At 62.0% G+C, this 24,020-nt stretch carries 27 protein-coding genes; 2 read left to right on the forward strand and 25 right to left on the reverse strand.

Features of this window, described 5'->3' with window-relative positions; all coding sequences use genetic code 11:
* Positions 1–18: 18 nt before the first annotated feature.
* Complete coding sequence (locus ABNP46_RS14855) at positions 19–333, reverse strand: hypothetical protein (RefSeq protein WP_349918807.1); 315 nt, start codon at positions 331–333, stop codon at positions 19–21.
* Complete coding sequence (locus ABNP46_RS14860) at positions 330–2,309, reverse strand: reprolysin-like metallopeptidase (RefSeq protein ID WP_349918809.1); 1,980 nt, start codon at positions 2,307–2,309, stop codon at positions 330–332. The genes ABNP46_RS14855 and ABNP46_RS14860 overlap by 4 nt, the downstream gene beginning before the upstream one ends.
* A gap of 211 nt (positions 2,310–2,520) precedes the next feature.
* Between ABNP46_RS14860 and ABNP46_RS14865 the strand changes: the two genes are divergently transcribed.
* Positions 2,521–3,732, forward strand: a complete 1,212-nt coding sequence (locus ABNP46_RS14865) for an RsmB/NOP family class I SAM-dependent RNA methyltransferase (protein ID WP_349918810.1) — start codon at positions 2,521–2,523, stop codon at positions 3,730–3,732.
* Between the two features lie 63 nt (positions 3,733–3,795).
* Here ABNP46_RS14865 and ABNP46_RS14870 read toward each other — a convergent pair whose 3' ends face one another.
* Positions 3,796–4,140 (reverse strand): Grx4 family monothiol glutaredoxin, encoded by a 345-nt coding sequence (locus ABNP46_RS14870; RefSeq protein WP_349918812.1) that lies wholly within the window; start codon positions 4,138–4,140, stop codon positions 3,796–3,798.
* A gap of 287 nt (positions 4,141–4,427) precedes the next feature.
* Between ABNP46_RS14870 and sodB the strand changes: the two genes are divergently transcribed.
* Complete coding sequence (gene sodB / locus ABNP46_RS14875) at positions 4,428–5,012, forward strand: superoxide dismutase [Fe] (protein ID WP_349918814.1); 585 nt, start codon at positions 4,428–4,430, stop codon at positions 5,010–5,012.
* Between the two features lie 108 nt (positions 5,013–5,120).
* On the opposite strand, the gene ABNP46_RS14880 is transcribed toward sodB, so the two are convergent.
* From ABNP46_RS14880 to ABNP46_RS14985, 22 genes are all read right to left on the reverse strand, one after another.
* Positions 5,121–5,930 (reverse strand): MlaA family lipoprotein, encoded by an 810-nt coding sequence (locus ABNP46_RS14880; RefSeq protein ID WP_349918816.1) that lies wholly within the window; start codon positions 5,928–5,930, stop codon positions 5,121–5,123.
* Positions 5,931–6,010: 80 nt separating this feature from the next.
* Positions 6,011–7,285 (reverse strand): c-type cytochrome biogenesis protein CcmI, encoded by a 1,275-nt coding sequence (gene ccmI, locus ABNP46_RS14885; RefSeq protein ID WP_349918818.1) that lies wholly within the window; start codon positions 7,283–7,285, stop codon positions 6,011–6,013.
* On the reverse strand, positions 7,282–7,761 hold the full coding sequence (locus ABNP46_RS14890) for a cytochrome c-type biogenesis protein (RefSeq protein ID WP_349918820.1): 480 nt from the start codon (positions 7,759–7,761) through the stop codon (positions 7,282–7,284). The genes ccmI and ABNP46_RS14890 overlap by 4 nt, the downstream gene beginning before the upstream one ends.
* 11 nt (positions 7,762–7,772) lie before the next feature.
* Positions 7,773–8,303 (reverse strand): DsbE family thiol:disulfide interchange protein, encoded by a 531-nt coding sequence (locus tag ABNP46_RS14895; RefSeq protein WP_349918821.1) that lies wholly within the window; start codon positions 8,301–8,303, stop codon positions 7,773–7,775.
* Between the two features lie 82 nt (positions 8,304–8,385).
* On the reverse strand, positions 8,386–10,341 hold the full coding sequence (locus tag ABNP46_RS14900; RefSeq protein ID WP_349918822.1) for a heme lyase CcmF/NrfE family subunit: 1,956 nt from the start codon (positions 10,339–10,341) through the stop codon (positions 8,386–8,388).
* Positions 10,338–10,829 carry a cytochrome c maturation protein CcmE gene (gene ccmE, locus ABNP46_RS14905; protein WP_349918823.1) on the reverse strand — a complete coding sequence of 164 codons (492 nt, stop codon included), beginning with the start codon at positions 10,827–10,829 and terminating at the stop codon, positions 10,338–10,340. The genes ABNP46_RS14900 and ccmE overlap by 4 nt, the downstream gene beginning before the upstream one ends.
* The gene (gene ccmD, locus ABNP46_RS14910) at positions 10,826–11,032 is read right to left on the reverse strand and encodes a heme exporter protein CcmD (RefSeq protein WP_011705300.1); all 207 of its coding nucleotides are present in this window, start codon (positions 11,030–11,032) and stop codon (positions 10,826–10,828) included. The genes ccmE and ccmD overlap by 4 nt, the downstream gene beginning before the upstream one ends.
* Before the next feature lie 2 nt (positions 11,033–11,034).
* On the reverse strand, positions 11,035–11,775 hold the full coding sequence (locus tag ABNP46_RS14915) for a heme ABC transporter permease (RefSeq protein WP_349918825.1): 741 nt from the start codon (positions 11,773–11,775) through the stop codon (positions 11,035–11,037).
* A gap of 164 nt (positions 11,776–11,939) precedes the next feature.
* Entirely contained in the window at positions 11,940–12,608 is a 669-nt protein-coding gene (gene ccmB, locus ABNP46_RS14920; protein ID WP_349918826.1) for a heme exporter protein CcmB, read from the reverse strand.
* A gap of 3 nt (positions 12,609–12,611) precedes the next feature.
* Positions 12,612–13,247, reverse strand: coding sequence for a cytochrome c biogenesis heme-transporting ATPase CcmA (ccmA, locus tag ABNP46_RS14925; RefSeq protein WP_349918828.1), 636 nt, complete (start codon positions 13,245–13,247; stop codon positions 12,612–12,614).
* Positions 13,248–13,412: 165 nt separating this feature from the next.
* Complete coding sequence (locus tag ABNP46_RS14930) at positions 13,413–13,799, reverse strand: DUF2802 domain-containing protein (protein WP_349918829.1); 387 nt, start codon at positions 13,797–13,799, stop codon at positions 13,413–13,415.
* A 65-nt stretch (positions 13,800–13,864) separates the two neighbouring features.
* The gene (locus ABNP46_RS14935) at positions 13,865–14,353 is read right to left on the reverse strand and encodes a chemotaxis protein CheW (RefSeq protein WP_349918831.1); all 489 of its coding nucleotides are present in this window, start codon (positions 14,351–14,353) and stop codon (positions 13,865–13,867) included.
* Between the two features lie 69 nt (positions 14,354–14,422).
* Positions 14,423–15,292 (reverse strand): chemotaxis protein CheW, encoded by an 870-nt coding sequence (locus tag ABNP46_RS14940; RefSeq protein WP_349918833.1) that lies wholly within the window; start codon positions 15,290–15,292, stop codon positions 14,423–14,425.
* Positions 15,289–16,083: a ParA family protein gene (locus ABNP46_RS14945; RefSeq protein ID WP_349918835.1), complete on the reverse strand. Its 795-nt coding sequence runs from the start codon at positions 16,081–16,083 to the stop codon at positions 15,289–15,291. Before ABNP46_RS14945 ends, ABNP46_RS14940 begins: the two co-directional genes overlap by 4 nt.
* Positions 16,084–16,087: 4 nt before the next feature.
* Complete coding sequence (locus ABNP46_RS14950) at positions 16,088–16,996, reverse strand: flagellar motor protein MotB (RefSeq protein WP_349918836.1); 909 nt, start codon at positions 16,994–16,996, stop codon at positions 16,088–16,090.
* A gap of 83 nt (positions 16,997–17,079) precedes the next feature.
* Entirely contained in the window at positions 17,080–17,817 is a 738-nt protein-coding gene (locus ABNP46_RS14955; RefSeq protein ID WP_349918837.1) for a flagellar motor protein, read from the reverse strand.
* Positions 17,818–18,942, reverse strand: a complete 1,125-nt coding sequence (locus ABNP46_RS14960; RefSeq protein WP_349918838.1) for a protein-glutamate methylesterase/protein-glutamine glutaminase — start codon at positions 18,940–18,942, stop codon at positions 17,818–17,820. It abuts the gene before it with no gap.
* A gap of 32 nt (positions 18,943–18,974) precedes the next feature.
* Positions 18,975–21,176: a chemotaxis protein CheA gene (locus ABNP46_RS14965; RefSeq protein ID WP_349918839.1), complete on the reverse strand. Its 2,202-nt coding sequence runs from the start codon at positions 21,174–21,176 to the stop codon at positions 18,975–18,977.
* A gap of 11 nt (positions 21,177–21,187) precedes the next feature.
* The gene (locus tag ABNP46_RS14970; RefSeq protein WP_349918841.1) at positions 21,188–21,928 is read right to left on the reverse strand and encodes a protein phosphatase CheZ; all 741 of its coding nucleotides are present in this window, start codon (positions 21,926–21,928) and stop codon (positions 21,188–21,190) included.
* A gap of 12 nt (positions 21,929–21,940) precedes the next feature.
* Entirely contained in the window at positions 21,941–22,312 is a 372-nt protein-coding gene (cheY, locus tag ABNP46_RS14975) for a chemotaxis response regulator CheY (RefSeq protein ID WP_425266319.1), read from the reverse strand.
* A 123-nt stretch (positions 22,313–22,435) separates the two neighbouring features.
* Entirely contained in the window at positions 22,436–23,152 is a 717-nt protein-coding gene (locus tag ABNP46_RS14980; protein ID WP_349918843.1) for an RNA polymerase sigma factor FliA, read from the reverse strand.
* On the reverse strand, positions 23,145–24,020 hold the full coding sequence (locus tag ABNP46_RS14985) for a MinD/ParA family protein (RefSeq protein WP_349922509.1): 876 nt from the start codon (positions 24,018–24,020) through the stop codon (positions 23,145–23,147). Before ABNP46_RS14985 ends, ABNP46_RS14980 begins: the two co-directional genes overlap by 8 nt.

The raw sequence follows: 24,020 nt of genomic DNA on the forward strand, positions 1-24,020 counted from the left end.
TCGCCGTGTCAGTTGCGGCTATTTTGCCGCCGGACAGTGAGCCAGCATGCGCCTGTTGTACTCGGCGGCATAGTCGCTGAGTCTGGCGTGCTCCTCTTTCTGCTCTGGCCGGATCACATCCCCCAGCCCGTCGAGATAGCGCACGCCACAGCGCGCCTTGGCACCGGCTTGCACCTCGGCCGGAATGCCGGGGGCCACCTCGCCGCGCCCGGCCCGCACGATCAGCCGATAGTCCTGCTTGGCCAGGCTCTGCTCGATGGCCTGATCCAGGGTGTCGGCATCGGCCTGACAACCGGTGAGCAGGGTCAGCAGCAAGGCATAACAGGTCTTCATCTGCGCCTCCGCGACCAACCCAGCAGGGCCAGCGCCAGGGGCCAGAGACCGAAGGCGCCGCCGCCACCATCGCCCCCCTCTTCCACTCGCTGGGTCACGGAGAGCTTGAAGGGGCTGATGGCGAAGAAGAGGTTGTTGCTGCAGGCGACCTTGAGGCGGGCGGTGCCGTCGTTGCCAGCGGGAATGGCCACGCTCGCCGACCCAGAGTTGGCCAGGCCGCTGGCCAGCAGGGTCCAGCTCGCCCCCTCGTCACGGGTCATGGCGATGTCGACCTTGCTGCAGTTGATGGGCGCCGCGTTGGTGCCCGCCACCTCCCAGCCGATGGTCTGATGGTGACCGGCCGCCAGCGGCGTCACCAGCGGGCTGGTCAGGCGGAAGGCCTTGCCGGTGTTGACCACCTGGATCTGCATGTCATCGCTGGCCACCCCGCCCTTGCCATCCCTGGCCGTCAGCCGGAAGTTGAGCATCCGGTTGGTAGTGGGCCAGGCCTCCCCTTTCGCCAGGGTATTGGTGAGCAGGGAGGGCAGGCTCGGCAGGGTACGTTCCGGCAGGCTGATGGGTGCCACGAAGGGGAACAGCGGGCGGGAGCCATCGTCAATCATGCTGGCGGCGCTAAACGACGCATTGCCCAGATCGATCTGCTCCCAGGTATAGGAGAGGGGGTCGCCGTCCAGGTCGCTGCCGCCCCCCTTGACCACGAAGGGGGTATTGGCCGGAATGGCATAATCGCTGCCGGCCGAGACCTGGGGCGCGTTGTTGGTCAGACTCTGGGCCGTGCCGCAGCTCGGCACCGAGGCCATGTGGGCCCGCATCTGCTCGATGGACTTGCTGTGGAAATAGGGCAGGCTGTTGACTTGCAGGTTCTCCTCCCCGCAGATCCCGGCATAGGCCATGATGGAGCTGCCGCTGCCCGGCTCCCAGGCCTGGCCGGGGGAGCGGTTGCCGCTGCCACAGCTGCCGGTGGTGCCGTTGAAGGTGTGCTCGGCGCCGAACTGGTGGCCGATCTCGTGGGCCACGTAGTCGATGAAGAAGGCATCCCCCACCGGATCGGCGGAGCCCGTCATCCCCGCCGAACGCTCATCGCCGCCGCACAAAGAGGCCAGCTGGGCCAGGCCACCGCCACCGGTATTGACCACGTGGCCGATGTCGAAGGGGCCGAGCTTGTTGCCGGCAAGGCTCTGGGCGCTCTTCTGCACGTTGACGTTGATATCGATGTCGTTGTCATCGTTCAAGAAGGGATCCGTGGCGACATCGGTATAGATGATGGTGTCGTTGCCGCTGGCGAGCTGGAACTCGGCCGCCACATCCCGCTGGTACACCTCGTTGACCCGGTTGAGCATGGTGGCGATGGCGGCCAGACCAGCCTCGACAGTGCCGCCGTGATACTGGGTGTATTCCCCCGCTGCCGAGACGGCAATCACATAGCGCTTGCGCACATTGCCATCCACCAGCACCTGGCGCGCCAGCTTCTTGGCCTCGCCGCCGATCACCTTGTCTGCCTCTTCCTCGAGCCGGCTGTGGGCATCCTGCTGGTAATAGACGGCATAGCCTTCGCCATTGCGCAGGGGATCGACGAACACCATCCGCCCCTCGTGGCTGAACATGGCGTGGAACCCCTGAGGACCGAGGTCGAAGCGTCCCGTGTCAGTCGGGGAGAGTTTATTCTGCCCCTTGAAGGTCAGGATATCGGGATATTTTGCCGCCAGGTCTGCCGGCAGCAGATCATAGGGCTGAAGGGTGAAGACGGCCTCGTTGCCATCCGGCAGGGGCAGGGTCAGCTCGCGCGCTCCCCCTTTCAGGGCATCGAAGTGGTCGGCCGGCACCGTCGCTATGCGGTAGTGATTGGCCCGCACCTCGTAACCGTCGGCATCGGTGGCGCGCGCCACCAGGGTCTGCCACTCCTTGGCGGCCAGACCGGTGGAAGCCATCAGGCCCGCCACCAGCAATGCCAGCGGGGAGAATTTCATCGACTGCATCTTTTTTTCATCCTTTTTAATGCGTTCACCCGAACTGCCACGGCATCATTTGCCTGCTGCCGTCATTAGTCCAGCCCCATCCCCTGTACATTCCCCGAATGGGGATGGTTGCACCGGCTCAGTCTAGCCCCTATCATTGCGCGGATTTGTCCGTTTCAGAACCCCCTCCGTGATGGGGCCGGTTCATCCTTTTTTGGCCAAGGTTAATCTCATGCTCAAATCCCCACTGTTGCCCCGTTTCGGGGATCTGGTCGTTGCCATCGTTGATGATGTGCTGGCTCAGGGTCTCACCCTGGACAGGGCCTATGCCCGCCACTTCTCCGGCATCGAACTCAAACCCCAAGAACAGGCAAGGATTGCCCTGGTCACCGGCGATCTGCTGCGTCGGCTCAGCCTCTACTGCTTCCTGACCGGCATCCAGGTGCGCCAGGCCTCGAAAAACGTCTGGCCGCTGCTGCACAGCTGGCACGCCTTCCACAAGATAGCTCAGCCGAACAACCCGACGCTGGATCGCTTCAACGAAGAGGCCTTCCGTCGCCGCCTGACCGAGGCCAAGAAGAACCCGGTGCTGATGGATGGTTGCCCGACCTGGCTGGAGAAACTCGGCAGCGAGCAGCTCGGCGAGGCCTGGCCTGCCGAGCGTGCCGCCCTGGCCTGGATGCCCAAGCGTTACCTGCGGGTCAACACCCTCAAGTGCACCAGGGAAGAGCTGCAAGCGGCCCTGGCCAAGGAGCAGGTCACCACAATCCCGGTGGAGGGGGTGGAGAGCGCCCTGCAGGTCACCTCGGACGCCGCCCTGTTCCGCACCAAGGCCTTCGCCGATGGCTGGTTCGAACAGCAGGATGCGGGCTCCCAACTGGTGGCTGCGGCCTTGGACGTTACCCCCGGCATGCGGGTCATCGACGCCTGCGCCGGCGCCGGTGGCAAGACCCTGCACCTGGCCGCCATGATGAACGGCAAGGGCCGCCTGCTGGCCATGGACGTGGAAGAGTGGAAGCTTGAGAACCTCAAGCAACGCGCCCGCCGCGCCGGTGCCCACAACGTGGAGACCCGGGTCATCGAGAGCAGCAAGACCGTCAAGCGCCTCAAGGGCACCGCCGATCGGGTGCTGCTGGACGTCCCCTGCTCCGGCCTGGGCGTGCTCAAGCGCAATCCGGATGCCAAGTGGCGCGATACCGCCGAGCGGCTGCCGGTGCTGGTCGCCCTGCAAGAAGAGATCCTGCAGCGCTACAGCCAGATGACCAAGGTGGGCGGCATCCTGGTCTACGCCACCTGCTCCATCCTGCCCGAGGAGAACCGCCAGCAGGTGGACAAGTTCCTGGCGGCCAACGACAACTACCGCCTGCTGGATGACCACAGCGTCAGCCCTGCCGCGACCGGCTTCGATGGCTTCTACATGGCGCGTATCGAGCGCATCGGCTGATGAGTCGGTGAAGATAAAAAGGGGAGCCACTGGCTCCCCTTTTTGCATGATATGGCTGCAACCTTATTCGGCGGCGGCATCATCCTGCTTGTGCTTGGCGGCCACTTCCTTGATCAGGGTCTGCAGTTCGCCGGCCTGGAACATCTCGATCATGATGTCACAGCCGCCGATCAGCTCCCCTTCCACCCACAGCTGGGGGAAAGTCGGCCAGTTGGCAAACTTCGGCAACTCGGCGCGAATGTCCGGGTTTTGCAGGATGTCGACGTAAGCAAAGGGCTCGCCGCAGGACATCATGGCCTGGGAAGCCTGGGCAGAGAAACCGCAGCTCGGAAGCTTGGGGGAACCCTTCATGTAAAGGATGATGGGATTTTCAGCCAGCTGCTGTTTGATCTTTTCGATAGTTTCCATAGGTGCCTCACTGGAGCGATTTCGGCGCTCATTCTACTGCAAACCGGGCGGAGCACAAACTGGCAAACCGGGACAAATGGAAGAAGAGATGCATCAATAGTCGCCCCGTTGATCCAGGTCATGGCGCGAATCAAGAGTTGTTAGCCCATCTTTGATACTGCTACAATCGATGGGCTTTGGGCCATCCGGCCCCCTATATTAACAACAATTCTTTTCACATATAGAAAAGAGTACGCAATGTCTTGCAACCGTCGCTGTCGCACGGTCCAGCCAATGGAGAGTAGAAAATGGCATTCGAACTTCCCGCTCTGCCCTATGCAATCAATGCTCTGGAACCGCACATCTCCCAGGAAACCCTGGAATATCACCACGGCAAGCACCACAACACCTACGTGGTCAACCTGAACAACCTGGTACCGGGTACCGAGTTTGAAGGCAAGTCTCTGGAAGAGATCATCAAGACCTCCACCGGTGGTGTCTTCAACAACGCCGCCCAGATCTGGAACCACACCTTCTACTGGCACTGCCTCTCCCCGAACGGCGGTGGCGAGCCCACCGGCGCCCTGGCCGATGCCATCACCAAGGCCTTCGGCTCTTTCGCCGAGTTCAAGGATGCCTTCACCAAGTCTGCCATCGGCAACTTCGGTTCCAGCTGGACTTGGCTGGTGAAAAAAGCCGACGGCTCCCTGGCCATCGTCAACACCTCCAACGCCGGCTGCCCGCTGACCGAAGCCGGGACCACCCCGCTGCTGACCGTCGACCTGTGGGAGCACGCCTACTACATCGATTTCCGCAACCTGCGTCCGAAGTACATGGAAACCTTCTGGACCCTGATCAACTGGGAATTCGTGGCCAAGAACCTGGCGGCCTGATAAGCCCAGCTCTTGCCAAAACGCCCCGCCATCGCGGGGCGTTTTTTTATGGATTCGACTGACAGAAAAGGCGCCCGCAGGCGCCTTTCTCACACAGGATGCACAAGCTTACTGGTCTATCTCGTCGAGATAGTCATCCAGGTTGCTGTCGTCCTCCTGGGGCTTCTGATCCTTGAGCTCAGCCTGGCGACCGCTCACCTTGCCGTCGTTGTACTGCAGATAGAAGTCCTTGGTCAGGGCATAAGGATCCAGGGCATTGTCGATGATCCGCTCCTGATCGATGAGCTTGGATCGGGTACCCAGTCCATCCAGTGCCCAGTGCACCACCTTCAGCGGGAAGGTCAGCAGCGCGTAGGGGAAGTAGATGGTATCGATGGTATCCCCCACCAGCTCGCGCGTGGTGGTCGGGCCGTAGACGGGCACCATGACGTAGGCGCCGTCACCGATGTCGGCCTTGCCGAGCACGGTATCCATCTCCAGGGTATTGCGCGGGAGGCCCGCATGCTTGGCCACGTCGAAGAAGCCGAACAGACCCAGGGTGGTATTGATGGTGAAACGGCCCAGGTTGGTTCCCGCTCCCGGCAGATCCCCCACCAGCAGGTGGTTCACCATGCTGCTCGGCTCGTCGAAGTTGTCCACGAAGTTTTCGATGCTGTCTCTCACCCCCTGCGGCACATAACGGGCATAACCGTGAACCACGGGACGAGCCACATAGGGCTCAAGCATATCGTAGTTGACCGCCCACATGGCCCGGTTGGCCCCCTGGAAGGGGTCACGAGGATCGCTGGCCGTGCTGGTGGCTTCGGGACGATTTGGAGTCTCTTCGAGATCCAGGCTCTCTGGGCCTGACTTGGGAGGGCCACCCGCACAGCCCCCCAACAGCAGTGCCACCACCAATGCTCCTGAACGCAGATACATATGATAATCCTAAACTTTTATGAGCGAACCGTATGAATTATAGGCGGCCCGCCCCATCCAGGGGTCGGGCCAAGAGGGTATTAGAGGGCGTGATCGATGCGGATGTCAATCGGCGCTGACGGAATGGTGGTGGTCGGTACCGTCACGGAGATCCCTTCGAAGGCTCCCTCCTTGTTCATGACGTTGCCGCCACGGGAGAGCCGGGCCTTGAATTGCAGTGCCGGATAGGTGGCCAGCTTGCTGCCTTCCATCATGGCATCATCGTCGCCAAGGGAGAGGGTCAGCGGGAACTGAGGTCCCGGGATGCGTTTGACGGCGATGGGCATGGGCGGGCCATCGGGGATCACCGCGAATACGAACAGGTGGGCATCCTCCGGCATCTGGATGCCGGGGGCCAGGGTGACGTGCAGCGGGTATTCTCCCTCCTTCACCACGGGGACCTGCACCTGGGCACTGCCTTGCTCATGCTGGGCAACCGGCGCCCGAGTGACGGCGATGCCGCGCTGGCGCAGCTGCTGCTCGGCATACTCGATGGAGCGCTCCACCATCACATAGCGGGTCGATCCCTTCTCCAGCAGCGGCAGCATGGCCTGCCAGCGAACGAGGGCGGTCTGGAAGTCCTCTTTTTGCAGCGCCATGAAGGCATAGACGGAGCGCGCCTCGATATTGCCGGGATCCTGGGCGATGGCCGCCTGCAACAGACGATCCGCCTGCGCCTCATCACCCGTCATCATCAGGGCCTGGGCATAGGGCACCGCCACCATGGCCTTCTGTGGCGCAAGCGAATAGGCACGCTCCAGCGCCTCGCGGGCCATCTCGGGATCGTTGCCATCCAGGGTGAGTCGGCCGAGCAGCAACCAGCCTCGATAGTCGTTCGGTTCTTCTTTGAGGCGGGTACGCAGGGCCAGCGTGAAGTCCAGCAGATCCTGCTCGGTCACCTCGGCATCCCGTTCCACCAGAATGCGATTGCTGAGCTCCCCGAGGCGGCTGCTGGCATCCTGCCAGCGCTGCACCTCCTGCCAGGCGCCGAGCTTGAAGTAGAGGCCGACACTCACCACCACCAGTACCAGCACACCGGGGATCCAGATCAGGCTCTTGCCACCACGGGCGGTCTGCTCCACGTCGGGGATGTCGTCCAAGAGGCTGCGCTGCAGCTCCACCAGGGACTCCGACTCCTCCGCCAGCACCCCCTGCTCGCGCTCTTCGCCTATCTCCAGCAGGCGCTGGCGATAGAGTTGCTTGTTGAGGGCCGAGCGGCTGATGCTCTGACGTCCTTCACCGCGCCACAGCGGCAGGATCAGCGCCAGACTGACCAATACCAGCAGGGCCGCGCCCAGTATCCAAAATGCGGTCATTGTTTCTCTTCCTCTTTGAGCAGGGCGGCCAGCCGGGCCTGCTCCTCCGGGCTCAGGGTCTGCTCGGGTCGTTCGGTGGCAGGGGCTCGGCGGCGGCTTCGCACCACCACGGTGGCGGCGCCGATGACGATCACCAGCAAGGGGCCGAGCCAGAGGATCAGGGTCGAGGCCATCAGGGGGGGATCATAGAGGATGAAATTGCCGTAGCGGGCCACCATGTAATCCACCACCTCCTGCTTGTCCTTGCCTTCGCGCACCATCTGATAGGTCTTGTCACGCAAGTCCTTGGCGAGGCCGGCGTTGGAATCGGCGATATCCTGGTTCTGGCACTTGGGACAGCGCAGCTCCTTGGTCAGCTCGCGAAAGGTCTGCTCCTGGGCGTCGTTGTCGAAGGTATAGACGTCGATGGCGGCGCGGGCCTGACCGGCGCCAAACAGTCCCGCCATCAACAGCAGGGATGCAATAAGCGTTTTCATCGGTTGCTCCCTTATTTCATGGCGTCATAGATGGGTTTGAGGGTCGAGGCCCAGACTTCGGGATTGACGTCCCCCACGTGGCGGTAGCGGATGATGCCCTGACTGTCGATGAAGAAGGTCTCGGGGGCGCCATAGACGCCGAGATCCAGCCCCAGCATGCCATCCGGATCATAGAGGTTGATCTGATAGGGGTTGCCGAGCTCCGCCAGCCACTTGATGGCCTTGTCCCGCTCGTCCTTGTAGTTCATGCCGACGATATAGATCCCCTGCCCCGCCAGCTGCTTGAGGTAGGTATGCTCCCCGTAGCAGGTGGGGCACCAGGTGGCCCAGACATTGAGCAGCATGGGGCGCCCCTTGAAGATGCTCCTGTCGTGCTGCTTGTCGAGATCATAGATGTCCTGCAGGGTGAAGACGGGCACCTCCTTATCCACCATCACGGATTCCAACTTGGTGGGATCGGAGTAGAGCCCCTTGAACAGGAAAACGGCGCCGGCCAAAAAGATGATGAAGGGCAGCAGAAACAACCAGGTTTTACGACTCATGCCTTGGATCCCTCTGCACAGCGGCCATGGAAGCGGTGATTGTCATTAAAAAAGGTCGGAAACAAGCCGGTTTTACGGTGCCTCATGACTTGGACTCCTCTTCACGACGACCGAAACGATAGCGCTTGTCCAGCATGGCCAGCACGCCGCCGATGGCCATGAAGACGCCACCGAACCAGATCCAGCGCACGAATGGCTTGTAGTAGATCCGCACCGCCCAGGCGCCGTTGTCGAGCTGCTCGCCGAGCGCTGCATAGAGATCCCGGGTGATGCCCGCATCGATGGCGGCTTCCGTCATCGGCATGCGGCTCACGGTGTACATCCGCTTCTCGGGTTTCAAGGTGGCCACCTGCTTGCCATCCCGGTGCACTTCCAGCACCCCCTTGAAACCGTCGTAGTTGGGGCCGTTCTTCTCGGCGATGCCGGTGAAGACGAACTCGTAATCGGCAAAGTGCACCCGATCGCCGGCCTGCATGCGCAGGTCCTTCTCGATGCTGTAGTTCTGGGTACAGGCGATGCCGATGATGCTGACCGCGAGCCCCACGTGGCCCAGGATCATGGCCCAGTGGCTGTTGCCCAGCTTGCGCACCCCGGTGGCGAAGCCGTGCTTGTGGGTGGCGCGCACCCAGGTCTCCTGCAGGCTGGTGACGATGATCCAGACCCCGAGACCGATGCCGAGCGCCGCCCAGGGCTTGAACGACTCCGCATACAGATAAGGCAATCCGAAGGCGGCCACCACGCTCAGCACCAGGGCCAGCACCACCTTGCCCTTGAGCTCACCAATCTCCTGACGGCGCCAGCGGAACAGGGGACCGAGGCCGAGCAGCAGGGCGAAGGGGATGATGAGCCAGCTGTAGATATGGTTGAAGAAGGGGGTGCCGATGGAGATGCTGCCAAGCCCCAGCTCCTTGTGCACCAGCGGCAGCAGGGTGCCGAGCAGCACGGTCAAGAGGCCCGCCACCAGCAGGATGTTATTGCCAAGCAGCAGGGTCTCCCGGCTCCACAGCTCATGCTTGCCGTGGCTCTTCACCTGGGAGCCCTTGAAGGCAAACAGCAGCAGGGAGCTGCCGATCACCGCCAGCAGGAAGCCCAGAATAAACAGACCGCGGGTCGGATCCGAAGCGAACGCATGCACCGATACCAGCACGCCGGAGCGCACCAGGAAGGTGCCGAGCAGGCTCAAGGAGAAAGCCGAGAGCGCCAGCAATACGGTCCAGGCCTTGAAGGTAGCGCGCTTCTCGCTCACCGCCAGGGAATGCAGCAGGGCCGTGCCCGCCAACCAGGGCATGAAGGAGGCGTTTTCCACCGGATCCCAGAACCACCAGCCGCCCCAGCCGAGTTCGTAATAGGCCCACCAGGAGCCGAGCACGATGCCGAGGGTCAGGAAGACCCAGGCCGCCATGGTCCAGGGACGGGACCAGCGCGCCCAGGTGGCGTCGAGGCGACCCGTCATCAGGGAGGCGATGGCAAAGGCAAACGCTACCGAGAAGCCCACATAACCCATGTAGAGCATGGGCGGGTGGAAGATGAGGCCGGGATCCTGCAGCAGCGGGTTGAGATCGCGCCCGTCCACCGGGAAGTACGGCAGGGTACGGGTGAAGGGGTCGGAGGTGAACAGCACGAAGGCGGTGAAGCCCACCGAGATGAGGCCGAGCACCCCCAGCACCCGCGCCACCGCATCGAGCGGCAGGCGGCGGCTGAACAGGGCCACGGCGGCGGTCCAGCCCCCCAGCGTCAGCACCCAGAGCAGCAGGGAACCTTCATGGGCGCCCCACACCGCCGAGATGCGATAGGCAAGGGGCAGCAGGCTGTTGGAGTTGGTAGCCACGTACTGCACGGTGAAGTCGTTGTCCACGAAGGCCCAGGTCAGGCAGAGGAACGACAGCAGCAGCAGCAGGAACTGGGTATAGGCAAGCGGGCGAGCCGCCGACATCATGCCAAGGCGCCCCCACTGGGCGCCGATCAGCGGATAACTGCCCAGCAGCAAGGCGGTGGCGAAGGCCAGGATCAGCGCGAATTGACCGAGTTCAGGGATCATTGTTTGGCTCCCTTCAACTGCGCGTCGGTGTACTCGGGTTTGAAATGCATGCCATTGGTGGCATCGGCTACCTCTGGCGGCATGTAGTTCTCATCGTGCTTGGCCAGTACCTCGAAGGCGGCGACCGTGGTGGCATCCTTGAGGGTGCCCTGGGCGACGATGCCCTGCCCTTCCCGGAACAGATCCGGCAGTATGCCGTCAAATTCCACCGTCACCAGATGGCCGCCATTGTCGATCAGCTTGAATTCGACCTTGAGGCTCTGGGGATCCCGCACCACGGACCCCGGAACCACCAGACCGCCGATGCGCAGCCGCTGCCCCTCTTCGGGCTTGATCTTGTCCGGCCCCTTGCCTTCCACCAATTCGCTCGGGGTATAGAAGAGGTCGATGTTCTGGCTGAGGGCATAGAGTACCAGCCCGATCACGCTGGCAAGGCCGAGGCTGATCGCCAGTATGATGGTGAGGCGTTTCTTGCGTCTCGGGTTCATAGGGTGTTCTCCATCTGCTGGGCCGCCTTGCGGCGGGCCTCCCGGGCCTGTTTGTTGCGCAGCTCGCCGAGCAGGGCACGGGTTTTCATTCGGGTGGAAATGACGATGCCGACCAGGCAGAGCAGGGTCAGGCCGAAAGAGAGCCAGACGTAGAAGGCGTAGCCCCCCATGGCCAGGAAGTCACTGAACGAGGCAAAGTGCATGCTTACTTCTCCTGCTCGGCAATCTCTTTGACCCAGGGGCGATGCCACTCCCGCATCAAGAGTTCATTGCGAAAACGCATCAGGGTCAGGGCACCGAGGAAGGTGGTGAACGCCAGTATCATGATGAGCAGCGGCCACAGCATCTCGGCGGAGATGGACGGTTTGTCGAACTTGGTGATGGTGGCCCCCTGGTGCAGGGTGTTCCACCACTCCACCGAGTAGTGGATGATGGGCAGGTTGATCACCCCCACCAGCGCCAGGATGCCGGCGGCGCGGCCCGCCACCACCTTGTCGCTGAAGGCGTTGTAGAGCGCGATGACGCCCAGATAGAGAAACAGCAGAATGAGCTCCGAGGTGAGGCGGGCATCCCAGACCCACCAGGTGCCCCACATGGGCTTGCCCCAAGCGGCACCGGTAAAGAGCGCGATGAAGGTGAACACGGCCCCCACGGGCGCGATGGCGGCTACCGTCATGTCCGCCATGCGCAGTTGCCACACCAAGCCGATGAAGGCGGCCACCGCCATGGTGGAGTAAGCCCCCATGGAGAGGATGGCGGAGGGCACATGGATGTAGATGATCCGAAAGGAGTCACCCTGCTGGTAATCCGCGGGGGCAAAGGCCAACCCCCAGGCGGTGCCTATGATGAAGGCGAGCAGGCTCGTCACCGCAAACCAGGGCAGCAGGGTCCCGGCCAGCCGGTAGGCCCGCTCGGGTTTGGCATAAGGGTGCAACCATTTCCACATAGCTCACAAAACCTTTCAGTTATTAATTTTATAGTGGCGAGGCCTACCATACCCACTGCCGGGAAACATCATATCCCCCGAAAGCAATAAGCAGCCATCCCCTTGATCTATCTCAATTATACGTTCTCAAAACGGGCCTAAAAGAAGCCTTTTCCAGTAATTAATCAATTGACGCTAACCCTGAGCGCGGCGGAGATCGCCAACGGCGTCAGGGTGATGGCCCCCACCAGCATGGCCCCCAGGATCGCGAGCTGCCCCCCATAGGGCAGCCCCATGCTGGCGGCATCGATGGCGGAGGTGGCGAAGATCAGCACAGGGATATAGAGCGGCAGCAGCAGCAGGCTGAGCAGCACCCCCCCCTTGCGCAGCCCCGCCGTCAACGCCACCCCGACGGCCCCCAACAGACTCAGCACCGGGGTACCGAGCGCCAGGGTGAGCACCACGGCCAGGTAGGTCTTCATGTCCAGGGAGAGCAGGATGGCGAGCAGCGGAGAGACCAGCAGCAGGGGCAGGCCGGTCAGCAACCAGTGAGCAATTACTTTCGCCAGGGCCAGCAGCCCCAGCGGATGAGGCATCAGCATCATCTGTTCGAGGGCGCCGTCGCTGAAGTCATCCCGAAACAGCCGCTCGAGGGAGAGCATGGCGGCGAGCAGGGCCGCCACCCAGATGATGCCGGGAGCGATGCGGGCCAGCAGCTGGGGCTCGGGCCCGATGCCAAGGGGGAACAGGGTAATGACGATGAGAAAGAACCAGAGCGGATTGAAGATATCGGCACGCTGGCGCAGCGCCATCAGCAGTTCCCGCTGGATAAGGGTGAATACGGCGCTGAGCATCCTTCAGTCCTGCAGCAAGGGGGTGAGGGAGAGGGTCTTCAGGCGTCCCTGCATCAGGGTCAGATCCTGATGGGTGGTGAGCACCACCATGCCGCCCCGATCCGCGTGGGTCAGGAACAGGCGTTCAAGCACCTTGACCCCCTGCTTGTCGATGGCGGTGAAGGGTTCATCCAGGATCCAGAGCGCGGGTGCCTCGGACAGCCAGAGCCGGGCCAGGGCCACCCGCCGCTGCTGACCGGCGGAGAGCTGACCGGCGGGATAATCCTCGAACCCGGCGAGACCGACCTGAGCCAGTACCTGCCACAGATCCACGGAGCTGGCCTGGGTGCTGTGCAGTTTCTGGTAGAAGGCGAGGTTCTCGAGGGGGGTCAGGGTCGCCTTGACACCGGGCTGGTGGCCCAGGTAAAGCAAGCCGGCGTGATATTCATCCCGGCAGCGGCGAATGTCCTCGCCGTTCCAGCACACCTCCCCCGCGAAGGGTTGGGAGAGTCCGGTCAACAGCCGTAACAGGCTGGTCTTGCCGACCCCATTGGGGCCCTCAATCTGCATCAGATCGCCCGCCGAAACCGCAAAGGAGAGGTGTTCAAACAAGGTGCGATCTTCACGCACGCAGCTCAGATTGTTGGCTTGAAGCAGCATGAGGATTTAATCATCGAGAATGAAGCGGCCTGCATATTAACACAGGTTTGCAGAGCGTCTTTTCAAAGATGCCGATTATCAACAGGATTTGTGGGGAAGATCGCGCCCCGGTGCGGGATTTTATGGCAGGGACAAGGGGGGAAGCGGGCGCCTCCCCCTCCGGATTCAGGGGCGACCCTTGCGCAGGGAGATCAGCAGCTCGGCTTCCGCCTGCGGCAACTCGCATTCGCTCATCACCTCGTCGAGATCGGCGCCGAGCTCCACCATCTTGGCGGCGCGGCTGTAGAGGCGGCGCTCCGGATCCTGCAGGGTCAGTTCCTGCTGGCTGTCCTGGATCTTCTGCATGGCCCCTTCCGCCGACTGCAGGCGCTGACCCATGCCGATGGCACCGGTGTGCAACTCCATCATCTGCTTGCGCAGACTCTCGAGCTGCCCTTTGAGCGCGTCGACCCTGGCCTCGGACTCTTGCCGGGCGCGGCGCAGACCCAATACCCCGTAAAGGGCCAGCACCAGCGCCAGCAAGGACAACCCCAAGGCGGCAAATTCAATCATCAAACCATCACCTTTGTAGTGGAGAGCCGCGCCAGGGCGTTGCTCTCGTGGCCTTCATGCCGGGATCAGAGGGAACCGATATCTTCCCACTCTTCGTCGGAGAGCAGCTTGTTGAGATCCACCAGGATCAGCAACTGGCCGTCACGGTTGCTCACCCCCTGGATGAACTTGGCGCTCTCCTCGGTGCCCACCGCCGGTGCGGCGTCGATTTCGGAGGAGCGCAGATAGACGACCTCGGCCACGCTGTCCACCATGATGCCAATCACCTGCTTCTCTGCCTCGATGATGACGATGCGGGAGTTCTCGCTCACGTCCCCGGCCGGCAGGCCGAAGCGGGAACGGGTATCGATGACGGTCACCACGTTGCCACGCAGGTTGATGATGCCGAGTACATAGTCGGGGGCGCCGGGCACGGGGGCGATCTCGGTGTAGCGCAACACTTCCTGCACCTGCATCACGTTGATGCCATAGGTTTCGTTTTCCAGCTGGAAGGTCACCCACTGCAGCACTTCGTCTTCCGCCAGATTCTGGGCAATATTGCGCTTGTCTGTCATGTTCCTGATCCTTTTATAAACCCATCAACGGGTAAAATTAGCAATAAAATCACGCAAGTGCCGATGTTATCAGCGACCTTCAATGTTCACACCACGACCGAGCAGCACCAGCAGCTCCCTGACGTGGAGCAAGGCACACATCTTCTCCTTGACCATGCCCGCCAGCCAGGGGCGTTTGCCCTCCTGATGGCGCCATTTTACCTGATCCCGGCGCAGCAGCTCAGTGCCCTTGAGCTGATGGCAGGCCAGACCCCAGGGAGACTCTCCCAGCATGATCAGATACTTGTATTCGGGAACCTCCAGCGTCTGCTCCGGCATCACCCAGAGCGCCGTGTCCACCACGTTCATCTTCTGCTCCCGGGACGCCATGATGCCGCGATACCAGGCCGGTTGGCCGAACAGGGAGGTCACCTCCCCCAGCTGATGGATGCCGCCGAGCTCGGTCAGGGGCACCGCGAAGGTGACCCCGGCCACGTCGAAGAAGAGGGCCTGAAACTCGTTGCCGGTGTCCAGATTTTCCCATTGAGCGGGGGCCGGCGCCACCTCGGTTACCAGGGCCACCTCAGGCTCGGTCACCAGCTCGGTGACGGGCTCCACCATGACAGCTGTGATAGCGTCTGGTGTGAACGCGGGCTGAACCTCCTCGACGAGCGCCTGTTCGCTGGCCTCCAACTGGAAGGCCTCGACATGGACCTCCTCATGGTTCAGCACCTCCATCTCGTCCTGCACCTGGCTCACCTGGGCCAGCAGCTCGCTCAGCTGCTCCAGCCGGGTATCGGCCTCCCGATAGGGCGCCGCCACCTCGTTGTGCACGACGGGCTGACGCTGCAGGGCTGGCGCCGGAGCCTCATCGTCCAGATTCTCCCGCAGCAGGGCATCGTCCAGCAGCAGGGAGTGGAAGTAATCATCCATGGCCCGAACCTGGGTGGTCTCTCTCATGCTGTCACCTCATGGTTCCGTTGACGCTCCAGGGCGTCGAGATAGTTGAGCAGGGTCTCATAGGCATAGGTGCCTCGGCTGCCCGGCGCATAGATGGACGGGGGGATGTGCAGCAAACTGGCATCCCGGAATTTGGTGTCAATGGGGATGACGGCATTCCACACCGCCTCGCCATACTGCTCCTTGATGGACTGCAACGTCATCAGGGAGGCTCGGGTGCGCTTGTCGAACATGGTCGGGATCACGGTATAGCGGAACTTGTCCCGCTTGGAGCGCTGCATAATTTCGAAGGTCTTCATCATCCGCTCGAGGCCTTTCAGGGCCAAAAACTCGGTCTGTACCGGCACCAGGATGCGATCGCAGGCAGCCAGGGCGTTGACCATCATCACCCCCAGCACCGGCGGGCAGTCGATGAGCACGTAGTCATATTGATCCTGCACCCGCAGCAGCGCCCGCTTGAGCACCAACCCCATCCCCTCCCGGTTGCCCATGACCCGGTCCAGGGTCGCCAGGGTGATGGAGGCCGGCAGCAGGCTGATGTTCTCGAACTTGGTCTTGAGGGTCATGCGATTGACCAGATCACTGCTCGGCTTGGCTGCCTGGAACAGCTCGTACAGAGTCCCCTCCAGCCGGTCCGAATCAAAATCGAGATAAGAGGTCAGGGAGGCGTGAGGATCGGTGTCGATCAGCAGCACGCGCAGGCCCTTCTGAGCCAGAATGCCCGCGAGAGAGACCACTGTGGTGGTTTTACCGACACCACCTTTCTGATTGGCTACCGTCCAAACGATCAATGTATCAATCCTGTCTTGTTGTTATGCGTATGCCGCCACCGGGCAGCGTCACGACTCTGACATCTTCGCTGTCCACCGCAGCAGGCACAATCGCGGCCGGAGCTTGTGCCTGGGGCTGGGCGGGAGCAGGTGCGACCCAGGCGAACCTGGATATAGCGACCACCACCTTGCGATTCTGTAGCCGCCCCTGTTCAGTACTGTTATCGGCCACGGGGGAGAATTCCCCATAGGCTTCATAGGCGAGGCGCTGGGGCACTATCCCTTTTGTGATCAGGGCCCCGAGCACGGCCTCGGCCCTCGCCGCAGAGAGCGCCCAGTTGGAGCTGAACATCTCGTTGTGAATCGGTTCGTTGTCCGTATAGCCCCGCACCCTGACATAGTTATCGACCGGCTTCAAAATACCTGAAAGCGTATCGAGCAGGGGCGCCGCGTTGGGACCGAGGAAGGCACTGCCGCTGTTGAACAGCAGGCCAGCGCTGAGCTCCACCGTCAGCCAGTTGTCATCTTGGGTGATCTTGACCACCCCCGCCTCCACCAAGGAGCCCATGGTCTGCTGCAACTGCACGTCGATGGCGGCAAGGGAGGCCCCATCCTGCTGGACCGGGGTACCGGTGATAGGGGCAAGGGAAGGGGCCGGAGAGGCCTGGCTCTCCAGCAGGCTGGGGGCCGCCGATACCGCATGATCCAGCAGGGACTTGCCCTGCCCCTCCAGCAGACCGTCGCTGCGCGGGATCTGGTTGAAGGCTTGGGTCATCCCCTCGATGACGGCGCGGTATTGCTCCTTGTTGACGATGGCAACGGAGTAGAGCACCACGAAGAGGGCGAAGATGAGGGTCATGTAATCGGCGTAGGAGACCAGCCAGCGGTCGAGATGTTCTCGTCCCTGCAGGTGCAAACGGTAGCGCTTGCGCATGGCTATTCCCCCTTCAATCAGATAACCCGTAACCGCCCTTGCGCTGCCAATCGGTCTCCCTCTGGACGAGTGCCAAGGATCGACTACTCCCCTTTCAGATAAGCCCGTAACCGCCGTTCAACCTGCAGACCGTTCTCCCCGTGGGCGATGGCCAGCAGCCCCTCCAGCGTCATCTCCTGATAGAGACCGTAATGGTAGTGGAATGCCCTGAGGCGATTGGCAATGGGCAGATAAATGAGGTTCGCAAACCCCACTCCGTAGATGGTTGCGACGAAGGCGATGGCTATCCCGGCTCCTAGCGTACCCGGCTCCTCCAGATGGAACATGGCCTGGATGAGGCCGATCACCGCCCCTATGATGCCGATGGTCGGGCTGTACCCCCCCATGGCCTCGAACACCCGGGCCGCGTGCTCATTGCGCTCCTGCTCGATGTCGATGTCCGCTTCCAGCAGCCGGCGCAGATCCTCGATGGCGACCCCGTCCACTATCATGGTGAGCCCCTGGCGGGTGAAGGGTTCAAGCTCCTCCTCCGCCTGGTTCTCCAGCGCCAGCAAGCCTTGCTGGCGGGCAAACTGGGCCCAGGTCTGCAGCCGTTCGGCCTGCGCAGGGAGATCCCACTGGGGCGGGAACAACATCCAGCGGGCCTGCTTCAAGGCCGCCAGCATGTATTTGCGGGGGGTTTGCAGGATCACCGCCCCCCAGGTGCCGCCGACCACGATGACGAAGGCCGGGCCGTCAAGCAGGGTCAGCAGGCTGCCCCCGTGCCACCACTGGGCAATCGCCAGGGCAGCCAGCGCCAGCACCAGGCCGAGCATGCCCATCTAGCGGCCCAACTCGACCAGGATACGCTGGGCGACCCTGTCCAGCGGCAGGGATTCACTGGCGATACCCGCCTTGGCGACCGCCTGGGGCATGCCATAAACGACGCAGGAGGCTTCGTCCTGCGCCCAGATGGTGGCCCCTTGCTCTTTCAGCAGGCGAGCCCCATCCCGACCATCGGCCCCCATGCCGGTCAGCACGATGGCCAGCACCTTGTCCCCGTAGATCTTGGCGGCGGAGGCGAAAGTGATGTCGACACAGGGCTTGTAGTTGACCTTGTCGTTGCCATCCAGGATGCGGATGCGCGAACCGGGGCCACGCCCCTCCAGCAGCATCTGCTTGCCACCGGGAGCCAGATAGGCATGACCGGGTTTAAGCACGTCGCCATCTTCGGCCTCCTTGACGCCGATCTGGCACAGCCCGTTGAGGCGGGCGGCAAAGGCGGCGGTAAAGGTCGCCGGCATATGCTGGATTAACAAAATCGGATGGGGGAAATCCCCCGGCAACTTGGTCAGCACATTTTGCAGCGCCACCGGCCCACCGGTGGAGGTCCCGATGGCCACCAGCTGGTAGCTCTTGCCACTGCGCTTGAAACTGGCGGGGGCACTTGGCGTTCGCACCGGCTCGGCGGGGCGCACGGCCGCACCAGCGGCGGTGGCACTGGCTGCGCCGCCCAGCACGGGGCGTGCCACGGGTTCGGGGGCTCTGGGCCTGGCCGCCATCAGGAAGCGCTTGCGGGCTATTTCCCTGACCCGCTGCTGCAGCAGGCTGACCGCCTCGTCCTTGTCGCGGGCGATGTCTTCAAACTTCTTGGGCAGAAAATCGAGGGCACCGGCATCCAGCGCATCCAGGGTCGCCTTGGCGCCGTCATGGGTCAGGGAGGAGAACATCAGGATGGGCGTCGGGCATTTGGCCATGATCTCGCGCACGGCGCTGATGCCATCGAGCACCGGCATCTCGATGTCCATGGTGATGACATCGGGCCGCAACTGCTGCGCCTTGTCTACCGCCTCCCGCCCGTTCTGGGCCGTGTCGATCACCGTCATCAGGGGATCCTGATTGATGATCTCGCTCACCCTGCGGCGGAAGAAACTCGAATCGTCGACCACTAATACCTTGACTGCCATTGTGCTTTTTCTAACTCCTTGGGCCAGACCGATCAGTGACGACGTGCATAGGCCTTGAGCAGGCTGGGCACATCCAGAATGAGGGCGATGCCGCCATCGCTGGTGATGGTGGCCCCCGCCATGCCCGGGGTGCCTTGCAGCAGGTTGTCCAGGGGCTTGATGACCACCTCTTCCTGGCCGATGAGGTTGTCCACCACGAAGCCCACCTGCTGGGTGCCAATCTGGACAATGACCACGTGGCCGGTGTCCTGGCGGGCAGACTTGGCGCCACGCACCAGCCACTTGTGCAGGTAGAACAGCGGGATGGCCTTGTCGCGCACTATGATGGTGAGCTGACCGTCGACCATGTTGGCCTTCTTCAGATCCAGATGGAAAATCTCGTTCACGCAGCCAAGGGGCAGCGCAAAGGTCTGCTGACCCACTTCCACCATCAGGGTCGGCAAGATGGCCAGGGTGAGGGGCACCTTGATCTCGAGGCGAGTGCCCTTGCCCCAGGTGGAGTCGATATGCACGGAACCATTGAGGCTGACGATGCTGGTTTTCACCACATCCATGCCGACACCCCGGCCGGAAATATCGGAAATCTCCGATTTTGTAGAGAAACCGGGTGCAAAAATCAGGTTGTAGGCGTCGTTATCACTCATGCGCGCCGCACTGTCGGCGTCCAGCACGCCACGACTGATGGCGATGGATTTCAGCTTCTCCGGATCCATGCCGGCGCCATCGTCCTCGATGCAGAGCAGGATGTGATCTCCCTGCTGGGAAGCGCTCAGGGTGATGGTCCCCTGACGGGGCTTGCCCGCCTTCTCCCGCACATCCGGCATCTCGACGCCGTGATCGCAGGAGTTGCGCACCAGGTGAACCAGGGGATCGGCCAGGGCCTCCACCAGGTTCTTGTCGAGATCAGTGTCCTCACCGACCATGATGAGTTCGATATCTTTCTTGAGGGTCCGGGCCAGGTCGCGCACCACCCGCGGGAAGCGGCCGAACACCTTCTTGATGGGCTGCATGCGGGTCTTCATGACTGCCCCTTGCAGGTCAGCCGTCACCACATCCAGGTTCGCCACCGCCTTGGACATCTCTTCGTCATTGCTGGCGATGCCGAGGCTCACCAGGCGGTTACGCACCAGCACCAGCTCACCCACCATGTTCATGATGACGTCCAGGGTCTTGGTATCCACCCGTACCGTGGTATCGCTCTGCACCGCACTGTTCTCGGCGGGTGCAGCGGGCTTGGCTGCAGCCGAGGCCTGGGGAGCTTTGGCCACCGGCGCTGGCGCAGGCTTGGCGGCGGGAGCCGGTTTGGCTGCCTGGGCGGGAGCTGCGGCGGGCGGTGGGGTTGTCGCTGCCGGAGCAGCCGGAGCAGCCGGAGCAGCCGGAGCAGCCGGAGCAGCCGGAGCAGCCGGAGCAGCCGGAGCAGCCGGAGCAGCCATGCTATGTTGCGGACTCTGGCCACGGCCATGCAACTCATCGAGCAGGCGCTCGAACTCGTCGTCGCCGATGAGGTCGTCCACCTCCTGCTGCACCGATTGCAGCGGGGCGAGATCCGGCTTGCCGCCGTGCTGACCCTGGCCGTGCAGCTGGTCGAGCAGGGCTTCGAATTCGTCGTCGGTGATATCGCCTGTGTCACTCAGCACCGGAGACGCGGAGATGGTCGGCGCCTTGCCGACACCGTGCAGTTCGTCCAGCAGGCGCTCGAACTCATCGGCGGAGATCTCGTCGATGGAGCCGCCGCCATTGACGGCGGTCGGGGCCTCAGGGGCTGCCATGACGGGTTCCGGTTCGGGCTCGGGTTCGGGTTGTGGCACAGCGGCAGCGCGGGCGGTCAGTAATTGCTCCTGGCCCTCGGGTTTGCACAGCTCGTGCAAGTCGTGCAGCAGTTCGGCGGAGGCCGGGCTGGTGGGCTCCCGGTTTTGTACCTGGGCGAACATGACGTTGATGGCATCCAGCGCCTGCAGGATCACATCCATCAGCTCGGCGGTGACGCTTCGCTTGCCGTTGCGCAGGATATCGAAGATGTTCTCGGCGCCGTGGCAGACGTCCACCAGTTCGGTCAGGGAGAGGAAGCCGGCCCCGCCCTTGACGGTATGGAAGCCGCGGAAAATGGCATTCAACAGATTCTTGTCATCGGGTCGCTTTTCCAGGTCGACCAGTTGTTCAGACAACTGTTCCAATATTTCTGATGCTTCGACCAAAAAGTCTTGCAGTATGTCTTCATCAACTTCGAAGGCCATGCGTCACTCCATTAAAATCCCAGGCTAGACAGCAGATCGTCCACATCATCTTGACCGTTGACCACATCGGACCGCGTCTGGGGGTTCATGATGGGGCCTTCTGCCTCGATGCCACTCACGGGCTGGCTGCGGGTGACCTGTTCACCGGCGGCCTCACCAAACATGGTCAGCATCTCTATCAATTTTGTTTCCACTTCCTGCACCAGCTTGATGACCTTGCGGATCATCTGGCCAGTCAAGTCCTGGAAATCCTGTGCCATCAGAATTTCCGTCAGCAGTTGACGTAACTTATCGGCATCGGACTCCGAAGCCTTAATGAAATCATTCAGTTGATGGCAGAGCGCCTTGAATTGACCCAGTTCCAATTCCCGGCTCATCAAGGCATTCCAATTGGGCATCACCAGCTGGATGTTGTCGTTGAGACGATCGGCGATCGGCAGACTGGCCTCCACCGCATCCATGGTGCGGTTGGCCGCCTTGTCCGTCATGTCGATGACATAGCTCAGGCGCTCCCGGGCATCGGGGATCTCGTGGGTGGCGAGATCCGGGATCCGGGGATCCAGGCGAAAGTCCTGCAAAGAGTTGTGCAACTGGCGGGTCAGCTGCCCTACCTTGTCAAACAGGGTCGCCGCATTGGGGGCACACACATCGGCGAGAATGGTATCGGCCTGTTCAAACTCCTCGCGCTCCAGATGGGCAACCAGCATCCTTGCCTGCTCGAGCGAGATCATGGCACTCGTTTTGGCCTTCATCCCTGCCACTCCTTAGCCGATTCGTTCGAAGATTTTGTCGAGCTTCTCTTTGAGGGTGGCGGCAGTGAACGGCTTGACGATGTAGCCATTGACCCCGGCCTGAGCGGCTTCGATGATCTGCTCGCGCTTGGCTTCGGCAGTGACCATCAGGACCGGCAGGTGCTTGAGTTTGTCATCCAGGCGAATGGCCTTGAGCAGGTCGATGCCCTGCATGCCCGGCATGTTCCAATCGGTGACCACAAACTGGTAGTCGCCATTCTTGAGCATCGGCAGCGCCGTGTTGCCGTCGTCTGCTTCGTGGGTGTTGTTGTATCCCAGGTCACGCAGCAAGTTCTTGATAATCCGGCGCATCGTTGAAAAATCATCGACGATGAGGATTTTCATGTTCTTGTCCAAAATTCCCTCCTAATTAGCCGTCAGGACGGCTCACTTACATGATGCTGAACGTAGCGTTAATGGTGCGGATTATGCCTTAGAGTTGGGTCTCAGTGTAGCCAGTACAACCACTTATAAATTCCAATCTCGCAGGCGCGCCCGCAATCTGTGCATGGCCTGACTGTGGATCTGGCTCACGCGAGACTCGCTCACGCTCAATACTTCACCGATCTCACGCAAGTTCAATTCTTCGTCGTAATACAGCGAAAGCACCAGGGCTTCCCGCTCGGGCAAGCGGGCGATGTGCTCCGCCAGGGCCCCCTGGAAGCGCTCGGCCGCCAAATCGTCGTAACCGCCGTGACTGATGTCATCGGGATGGCCTATCACATCCTCGCTGACCCCCAGATCCTCGATGCCGATGATCTTGCCGCAGGAGACATCCTGCAGCATGGCGTGGTAATCACCGAGGGAGACTCCCATCTGGGAGGCCACTTCCGTATCCCTGGCATCACGGCCGTGGGCCTGTTCCACGTTTTCGATGGCCTCGGCGATGGCGCGACTGTTGCGATGCACCGAACGGGGCACCCAGTCGCCACGGCGGATCTCGTCGAGCATGGCACCGCGGATGCGGATGCCGGCGTAGGTCTCAAAGCTGGCGCCCTTGCTGCCGTCAAAGTTTCGGGAAGCTTCGAGCAGCCCAATCATACCTGCCTGGATCAGGTCATCCAGCAAGACACTGCTTGGCAGGCGAGCCAATAGATGCTGGGCAATCCGTTTCACCAGCGGAGCGTGACGCTCCACCAGCACGTAGGAATCCTGATGACGCAAGTATGCTTGGGCTTTATTCACGGGACTCTTCCTGTGCTATGACCGGCTTTTGCAATAAATTCTCGAGGAAAAACTCGAGGTGACCACCTGGCTGGTTCGGAATGGGCCAGCTCGCCGCCTTGTTGGCCAGGGCGCGAAACGCCAGGGCTGCCGGCGACTTGGGGAAGGCCTCAACGATCAGCTTCTGCTTGCGCACGGCGGCTCGCAGGTTGGTGTCGTAAGGCACGCAGGCCACCAGCTCCAGAGAGGTGTCGAGGAAGCGATCGGTGACCCGGGTCAGCTTGGCGTAGAGTTCCTGCCCTTCGCGCAGGGAACGCACCATGTTCGCCACCACCTTGAAGCGGAACACCCCGTGATCCTTGGAGAGGATCTTGATGAGCGCATAGGCATCGGTGATGGAAGTGGGCTCGTCGCACACCACCACCATGATGTCCTGGGCGGCGCGGGTGAAGCTCAGCACCATGTCGGAGATCCCCGCCGCCGTGTCCACCAGCAGCACGTCCACCTGGGTCTTCATCTCCCCGAAGGCGCGGATGAGCTCGGCGTGTTGTACCGGGGAGAGCTCCACCATGGACTGGGTGCCCGAGGTCGCTGGCACTATCATCATGCCGTAGGGCCCCTCGACGATGATGTCGTCGATGGTGCACTCGCCGGCCAGCACGTGGGAGAGGTTGCGATGCACCCGCAGCCCCAGCATGACGTCGACGTTGGCCAGACCCAGGTCGGCATCCAGCACCATCACCCGCTTGCCCTGGGCGGCCATGGCTCCCGCCACGTTCAGGGTGACGTTGGTCTTGCCCACGCCCCCCTTGCCTCCGGACACGGCGATCACTTTCACTCTATTGTTTTGACGCATTTTGCGCAGACCACTCGCCTGATCCATATACAT

It is taken from the genome of Aeromonas veronii, assembly GCF_040215105.1.
In the GTDB taxonomy this organism is placed as follows: Bacteria; Pseudomonadota; Gammaproteobacteria; order Enterobacterales; family Aeromonadaceae; genus Aeromonas; species Aeromonas veronii_G.